Source organism: Methylobacterium sp. B1 (assembly GCF_000333255.1).
GTDB classification, from domain to species: Bacteria; Pseudomonadota; Alphaproteobacteria; order Rhizobiales; family Beijerinckiaceae; genus Methylobacterium; species Methylobacterium fujisawaense.
The window spans coordinates 1-4,316 of sequence record NZ_BACT01000710.1; the positions used below are offsets into that span (position 1 = coordinate 1).

General features: G+C 71.1%; 3 protein-coding genes and 2 pseudogenes. 4 read left to right on the forward strand and 1 reads right to left on the reverse strand.

The features are described from left to right. The 3 genes and pseudogenes from I53_RS35355 to I53_RS20840 form a co-directional block, all read left to right on the forward strand. Window positions 1-134, forward strand: a pseudogene (locus tag I53_RS35355) (lipoprotein-releasing system transmembrane subunit LolC); the annotation flags it as partial. 13 nt (window positions 135-147) lie between these two features. Beyond that, window positions 148-861, forward strand: coding sequence for an ABC transporter ATP-binding protein (locus I53_RS20835; RefSeq protein ID WP_043354253.1), 714 nt, complete (start codon window positions 148-150; stop codon window positions 859-861). Between the two features lie 370 nt (window positions 862-1,231). Then, window positions 1,232-1,492: a hypothetical protein gene (locus I53_RS20840; protein WP_043354255.1), complete on the forward strand. Its 261-nt coding sequence runs from the start codon at window positions 1,232-1,234 to the stop codon at window positions 1,490-1,492. A gap of 184 nt (window positions 1,493-1,676) precedes the next feature. On the opposite strand, the gene I53_RS20845 is transcribed toward I53_RS20840, so the two are convergent. Continuing rightward, entirely contained in the window at window positions 1,677-2,945 is a 1,269-nt protein-coding gene (locus I53_RS20845) for a glycosyltransferase (RefSeq protein ID WP_043354256.1), read from the reverse strand. 538 nt (window positions 2,946-3,483) lie between these two features. Between I53_RS20845 and I53_RS20850 the strand changes: the two are divergent. Beyond that, window positions 3,484-4,122: pseudogene (locus tag I53_RS20850) on the forward strand (PHP domain-containing protein); the annotation flags it as partial. Between the last annotated feature and the right edge of the window lie 194 nt (window positions 4,123-4,316).

Genomic DNA, 4,316 nt, shown 5'->3' on the forward strand with positions numbered 1-4,316 from the left:
TCCCGGCCCAGATGAATCCGAAGGAGATCACCGCCGTGGTGATCACGTCCCTGCTGCTGTCGCTCGCGGCGACGCTGTATCCCTCCTGGCGCGCCGCCCGGCTCGATCCGGTGCAGGCCCTCCGCTACGGCTGACGGGCCGCATCCGATGAGCGAGTCGAGCCAGACAACCGGCGACCAGCCGGTCCCGGCCCTGTTCTTTTCCCGCGTCGAGCGGCGCTATCCCCAGGCCGAAGGTGCCCTGGAGATCCTGCGCGGGGCTGACCTCGCGATCTGGCCGGGGGAACTGGTGGCGCTGGTGGCGCCGTCGGGCGCCGGCAAATCGACCCTGCTGCATCTGGCCGGCCTTCTGGAGCGGCCGGATGGGGGCGAGATCTTTATCGGCGGCCATCCCACCGCGGCGATGGCCGATGCCGAGCGCACCCGTCTGCGGCGCGAGGAGATGGGCTTCGTCTACCAGTTCCATCATCTCCTGCCGGAATTCTCCGCCCTGGAGAACGTGGTGATGCCGCAGCTCATCCGCGGTCTGAAGGGTCCGGAGGCGAAGGCCCGCGCCACGGAACTCCTGAGCTTCCTGGGCCTCAAGGAACGGCTCCCGCACCGCCCGGCCGAGCTGTCGGGCGGCGAGCAGCAGCGCGTCGCCATCGCGCGGGCGGTGGCCAACGGCCCGCGCCTCCTGCTGGCCGACGAGCCCACCGGCAATCTCGACCCCGGGACGGCAGGCCACGTCTTCTCGGTCCTGATGGCGCTGGTCCGCGCCTCGGGCCTCGCCGCTCTGGTCGCAACCCACAACCTCGAGCTGGCCGCCCGGATGGACCGGCGGGTGACCATCCGCGACGGGCTGATCACGCAGCTCGACTGAGTCCGGCGACGCGTCCGCACGGACCGTCCCGTGTGTCCGCGGATCGGCGCGCGCGGCGCCGCGCGCATCGACGCGGACGGGCTCGGCTCAAGATCGCTTCCGGTCAAGGCGGCGGCGGACTTCGTGCGCCCGGACGTCACCCCCAACGCGCCATGCGGGCGGTCCTTCAACCCCGCGGTTCGCCCCGCCCGCGCCGTCGGCGAAGTCCATGCCTGGCTTCACGCGTCCATAAATGCACACGATTTTTAATCCGTCCCGTCGCGTGCGGCGAGTCACGTCACGGAAGACACCGGCTCCCTATCTTATTATCACGCTAGATAAAACAGAGCCGAACAACCGGCCTGTACTGCGTGATCTCTGGAGCCCTGCCATGAAGACCCGTATCGCCGCCGCCGTCACTGCTCTTGTTCTTGGTGCCGCTCCGATCTCGTCCGCTCTGGCGGAGAACGGCGCGCGCTGGACCGGCTTCGCTCCCTACGAGGTTGAGACGACCGGCTCCCTCGGCCTCGGTGTCCACGACAATCCCAACTACGTGGGCTGCCCGATGAGCTCGGCCGCCGAAGGCAACGCCGATCAGCAGACCCGGCCGGTGAAGCAGTACGGCCAGACCGCCGGCGGTTACCGCTGCTGATCCGACGCGAGGACAGATGAAGCTGAAGGCTCTCTCCTACGTCATGATCGGTGCCTTCGTGAGCGGCCTGCTCATGACGCTCGTCGGCTCGGCCACGACTCTGCTCGGCCAGTAAGCAGACGGCGCCGCCCCCCCCCCGGGGCGGCGCCGCTCGCGTTCGGGCCGCCCCGCGCGACCGGTGCGGTCAGGGAGCGACGGAGGGGCCGGAACCGGCCTCGGTCGGCATCAGCCTCTCGACGTAGTCGCAGGCGTCGATGATGGCGTCGGAGCTCCCCGCCATCCGTGCCCGGGCCGCCGCGCAGGCCCGCGCCACGGCGGGATCGGCGAGCAGCCGGCCCAGCACCCGCGCCGCCCGTGCGGGACGGAAGGCGCGGCGGCTCAGGGTGGCGCCGAGATCGCGGTCCTTCAGCCGCCGCCCCTCGTCGAAATGGTCGAAAGCCACGGGCACCACGAGCTGCGGGATCCCCGCGGCCAAAGCCTGCGCCACCGTGCCGACGCCCCCGTGATGGACCAGGGCCGCGCTGCGCGGCAACAGGGCGCTCAGGGGCGCGTAGGGCAGGTGGATGATCCCGGCCGGAAGCGGCTTCGGGATCTGGCCGCCCTGGGGAGCGAGCAGGACGCCGCGCCGGTTCATCCGCCGGCACAGCCGCACCGCGGTGGCAAAGAAGCCGGCCCCCTGGCGCATGGCCGAGCCGTAGGTGAACACGATCGGCGGGTCGCCCGCCGCGAGGAACGCCTCCAGCTCCGGCGGCATGGCCGCCACGTCGCCGAACCGGTCGACCAGCGGGAAGCCGAGCTGCACCGCCTGACCCGGCCAGTCGGCCTGCGGCTCCGCGTACCAGTCGGGGAACATGAGGAGCATGCCGGTCGGGCTGTTCCACCAGTGACGCAGCCGGTAGACCGGATCGAGGCCGAGGCGGGCCCGCAGGGCGTTGAGCGGCGGCAGCGTGAACGGGCCGACCGCCACCTTGTCGACGCCGAGATTCACGTAGGCCCGCAGGGAGGCCGGCAGGACGCGCGGCAGCGGCAGGCCCGGCAGACGCGGCGGATCGTACCGGCTCTCGATCAGGAACGGCATGACGTGCAGCGTCGCGGTCGGGAGATCGTACAGATCCTGCGCGAGCCGGGCGCCCCAACCCAGCGGCGAGGCGACCACCCGCAGGTCGATCCCCCGGGCGCGGGTCGCACCGAGCCACAGGCAGGCCGGCTCGGCCACCTGCAGGGCGTAATCGAACATCGGGCGGAAGCCCTGCTGCGGGTGCCACAGATCCGGCTGGCGGATCACCGCCTCGTAATCCGCGACCGTACCCAGGGGCTGGAAGGCGAGTCCGGCCCGGCGGGCCATCGCCTCGAAGGGCGCCGGGGCCGCCAGCGAGACGCCGTGACCGCGCTTCAGGAGTTCGTGACCCAGCGCGATGAACGGCAGCACGTCACCGTGCGTGCCGACGGCCACGAGGGCGACGTCGAACCGTTCGACCGTCCGGTGCGCGGGAATGGCTTACTCCTTCGAACCCCCCAAGCGGTGACGAGCTCGTCTCGAAGGCGGGGCATGCCAGCCCGCCCGATCCGCATCAAGACACTTTTTACTGTACCGATAAGCGGGCGCCGGTTTGTGGCCCGCACGCCCTTCCATTGGAACAAAACATGAACATACTAGGACCGGAACACGGGAGGCAGGTCGATGCTGAAGCGGTTGGTCCTGACCGGGATGGTCGAGTTCATGGCGTTCGGGCTGTTGTTCGCGGCGGTCGGCGCCTGGGCGATAGCCTTGGCACCGGTTCGTTAGCCGGATTTTTCCAAGGCGCCCCAGGTTCCTGCGATGGACGGGTTATGCACAGGCGATCCGCCCGGCGCGGCCGATAATCCACAGGCTTGGCCCGAACTGGTGCTTCCGGGGCACGACCGGTGGATATCGCCTTTCGTCGGCCCGGCACACGTCGACTTGGAGCCGGCGAGCGGGGATGCTGGCCGACCCCGGAACAAGGTCGGCCATGCCACGCCAGCTCAAGGAGGTCGGATTCGTCCACCTCCACGTCCACTCGTCCTATTCCCTGCTCGAAGGGGCGCTGAAGGTCGGCTCCCTGATCAAGGCCGCGGTCGCCGACCGGCAGCCCGCCCTGGCGCTGACCGACACCAACAACCTGTTCGGGGCGCTCGAATTCTCCGAGAAGGCGGCCGGCGAGGGCGTCCAGCCGATCGCCGGCATCCAGCTTTCGGTGGCGTTCGAGGCCGCGGATCCGCACCAGCGCCAGGCGCCGACGCACCATGGCATCGTGCTCCTGGCCCAGGACGAGGCCGGCTACGCCAACCTGCTGCGGCTGGCGAGCCGCGCCTATTTCGACACGGCGCTCGGCGAAGCGCCGCGCCTGGACGCCGCGGCCCTCGTCGGAGCCTCGGAGGGACTGATCGCCCTCACCGGCGGTCTGTCGGGGCCCCTCGATGCCGCCTTCCGGGCCGGGCGGCCGGAACTGGCCCTCGGCCGCCTGCAGCGGCTGAAGGAGGCATTCGGCGAGGACCGGCTCTACGTCGAGTTGCAGCGCCACGGCCTGCCCGAGGAGGGGCGGGTCGAGACCGCACTTCTCGACCTTGCCGGCCGCCACGGCCTCGGGATCGTCGCCACCAACGAGCCGCGGTCCTGACGATCCGCGAGCGCCAGCCGATGGCGGTCAGCACCGATCCGAAGCCCGTGCCCGTGGCCACCGTGACGGTGCCGGCGGGGGGCGAGGCGGTGTTCGCGCCCCTGCGGCCGCGCCTGCTGCGCCTCGGGGGCCGGCCGGCGCTCCTGGCGGCGACGCTGTCGGGCGCGGATGCCGGAGGGCTCGCG

What these genes read in the sequence shown, in the direction of transcription:
- I53_RS20840 (WP_043354255.1), top strand. Translation starts at nt 1,232, where the DNA reads ATGAAGACCCGTATCGCCGCCGCCGTCACTGCTCTTGTTCTTGGTGCC.
- I53_RS20835 (WP_043354253.1), top strand. Translation starts at nt 148, where the DNA reads ATGAGCGAGTCGAGCCAGACAACCGGCGACCAGCCGGTCCCGGCCCTG.